Origin of the sequence: Prevotella sp. AM23-5, from assembly GCF_003473645.1 — a bacterium.
In the GTDB taxonomy this organism is placed as follows: Bacteria; Bacteroidota; Bacteroidia; order Bacteroidales; family Bacteroidaceae; genus Prevotella; species Prevotella copri_A.
On record NZ_QUCG01000010.1, the window covers coordinates 1 to 799 of the forward strand.

Here is a 799-nt window from a genome sequence, read left to right on the forward strand (position 1 = left end):
GCTTTCTCCGCCGCTGCCTTGGCTGCGTTAGCAACGGTATCATCGGTGTATTTAGATGCTTTTATCCAATCACCGATTGCGAACTGAGAACCAGCGGCTTTATTGGTCTGACAGCGCAATACCTCATTCTTGTAGGTACTGCCATCTGTAGGATAGGTAGCATTCACCCAAATATCGCCCAACTGATAAGGCGGAATAGGCTGAGCACTAAACACCTTCATTTTGCCATCTGCCGTTTCCTGAGCCTTGGCTGCGTCAGATAAAGCTTTGGCAATATCGGTATCTGTGATGACTGTCCACTTATAGGTGTTGCCATCCTTGGCAAAGCGGTATGCCTTGCCCGTCTTGTTGTCATAATAAAGGTCGCCCAAATGGGTATCTTTTTCCTTGTCGGTCGTCCAACTGCTTGCTGGCGCATTCTTCAAGGTAGGCACGCCCTCATAGAACCATGTTTCGATAGCACCATCAACCTGATTCTGCAAGTCAGTAATGACCTGCGAGTTCTTGATGAGATTGTTTACCTGCTCCTCGGTCAAGCCCTTCGCTGAGTTCTCCTTAATATACAGAGACAGTTCCTTGCCATCCACGGTAGATTTCGCCGAAAGCTTACCCTTAATAGATACCTGCTTGGCTGCGCTGTCATACTTTATGTAGCTACTACCCTCATAGCCATTCTCCTTAGTAGGTCGGTCGCCTACATACATATCACCATAGACATTAAAAAATGCCTTGTTGGTCTGCTTGTTTACGCCATATTCCACGTACTCCCTATTGGCAAAGGAATAGCTGTTGATGCCGT

Annotated in this window: 1 pseudogene; it reads right to left on the reverse strand. The window is 47.2% G+C overall.

The features are described from left to right. Positions 1-799: pseudogene (locus DW657_RS18140) on the reverse strand (hypothetical protein); the annotation flags it as partial.